This is a genomic window from Melaminivora alkalimesophila (assembly GCF_000282995.1).
GTDB classification, from domain to species: domain Bacteria; phylum Pseudomonadota; class Gammaproteobacteria; order Burkholderiales; family Burkholderiaceae_C; genus Melaminivora; species Melaminivora alkalimesophila.
Genome location: NZ_ALEE01000756.1, coordinates 1 through 1,580, shown reverse-complemented (window position 1 = coordinate 1,580; position 1,580 = coordinate 1). Strand labels below are relative to the sequence as shown.

2 protein-coding genes and 1 pseudogene are annotated in these 1,580 nt (G+C 70.4%); 1 reads left to right on the top strand and 2 read right to left on the bottom strand.

The features are described from left to right. Together A612_RS18040 and A612_RS14600 are read right to left on the bottom strand one after the other, a co-directional pair. Positions 1-156: pseudogene (locus tag A612_RS18040) on the bottom strand (ABC transporter permease); the annotation flags it as partial. Then, positions 153-1,115: an ABC transporter permease gene (locus A612_RS14600; protein ID WP_019375185.1), complete on the bottom strand. Its 963-nt coding sequence runs from the start codon at positions 1,113-1,115 to the stop codon at positions 153-155. The pseudogene A612_RS18040 and the gene A612_RS14600, both read right to left, overlap by 4 nt. A gap of 186 nt (positions 1,116-1,301) precedes the next feature. Here A612_RS14600 and A612_RS14595 point away from each other — a divergent pair, with 186 nt between their 5' ends. Then, the gene (locus A612_RS14595) at positions 1,302-1,559 is read left to right on the top strand and encodes a YfhL family 4Fe-4S dicluster ferredoxin (protein ID WP_019375184.1); all 258 of its coding nucleotides are present in this window, start codon (positions 1,302-1,304) and stop codon (positions 1,557-1,559) included. Positions 1,560-1,580 lie beyond the last annotated feature (21 nt).

The following is a 1,580-nucleotide window of genomic DNA, read 5'->3' as shown; positions in this document are numbered from 1 at the left end:
CGGCGGGGCGAGCGCCGCCTCCATGTCCATCTCGTAGGGCGGCCACGGCGTCCAGACATAGGACAGCAATGCCGCCAGCAGCAGCGCCCCGCTCAGCAGCGCCCCGAGCAGCAGGCTGCGGTGGCGCAGGGCACGTCGCAATGCCGCCCCCCTCATGTGCCCCGGGCCTGCACGCGCGGGTCGATGAGTGCATACAGCAGGTCGACCACGAAATTGACCAGCACCACCATCGCCGCCAGCAGCATCACGCAGTTGCGCACCACGACCAGGTCGCGGTTGGCGATCGACTGGAAGATCAGCCGTCCGAGCCCGGGCAGGTAGAACACGTTCTCCACCACGATGGTGCCGGCCAGCAGATTGGCAAACTGCAGGCCCATCACCGTGACCACCGGGATCATGGCGTTGCGCAGCACATGGCCCCACAGGGCTGCGCGGCGCGACAGGCCCTTGGCGCGCGCCGTGCGCACGAAATCCTCGCGCAGCACGTCCAGCACCGCCGAGCGCGTGATGCGCGCCAGGATCGCGCCCTGCACCACCGCCAGCGCCACCGCCGGCAGCAACAGCGCCCGCAGCGCCGGCAACACGCCGCCGCCGTGCTCCGCGCTCCAGCCCGGGAAACCCCCGGCGGCAAACCACTGCAGCTTCACCGAGAACAGCAGGATCAGCAAAATGGCGAACCAGAAGTTCGGGATGGCGATGCCGACCTGTGCGAGCGCCATGGTGGCAAGGTCGCCCGGGCGGTTGTGGTGCGCCGCCGCGTACACCCCCGCGGCCAGCGCCAGCAGCGTGGTCAGCGCCATCGCCATCAGCGCCAGCGGCAGGGTCAGCGCCATGCGCTCGGCGATCAGCCCGGCCACCGGCGCGCCATAGGCGTGGCTGGTGCCCATGTCGCCTTGCAGCAGCCCGGCGATCCACTGCAGGTAGCGCCGCCAGGCCGGCTGGTCCAGTCCCAGCTGGCGCGTGAGCTCCACCACCGCCTCGGGAGCGGCGTCCGGGCCGAGCAGCACCTGGGCGGCATTGCCCGGCAGCACCTCCAGCACGCCGAACACCACCAGCGAAGCCGCCAGCAGCGTGGCCAGCAGGGTTCCCAGGCGTTGGAGCAGAAAGACGGCCATGGCTTGCAAGGAAGGGTGCCACGCCACGGACGCGGCGGCGCGGGGCCGCAGCATAGCCGCAAAAGCCGCGATGGCATCCGGGCCGGGGCGGCGCGGCGGGGCCGGCCGGGCGGATAATCACTCCATGGCGGCAGTGTCCATTCCCTGGTTTGCGCATCCGTGCGCTCCGTTGCCGGAGGTTTCGCGATGGCTTTGATGATCACCGAGGAGTGCATCAACTGCGACGTGTGCGAGCCGCAGTGCCCGAACGAGGCGATCTCGCTGGGCGAGCTGCACTACCAGATCGACCCCGCCAAGTGCACCGAGTGCGTCGGGCATTTCGACGAACCGCAGTGCGTGGTGATCTGTCCGGTGGCGTGCATCCCCAAGGACCCGCGCCACCCCGAAAGCCGGGAGACGCTGCTGCAGAAGTTCGAGCGCCTGCAGGCGCGCCAGCCGGCCTGAGCCGCACCGGCGGGGCGCTTG

What these genes read in the sequence shown, in the direction of transcription:
- A612_RS14600 (WP_019375185.1), bottom strand. Translation starts at nt 1,115, where the DNA reads ATGGCCGTCTTTCTGCTCCAACGCCTGGGAACCCTGCTGGCCACGCTG.
- A612_RS14595 (WP_019375184.1), top strand. Translation starts at nt 1,302, where the DNA reads ATGGCTTTGATGATCACCGAGGAGTGCATCAACTGCGACGTGTGCGAG.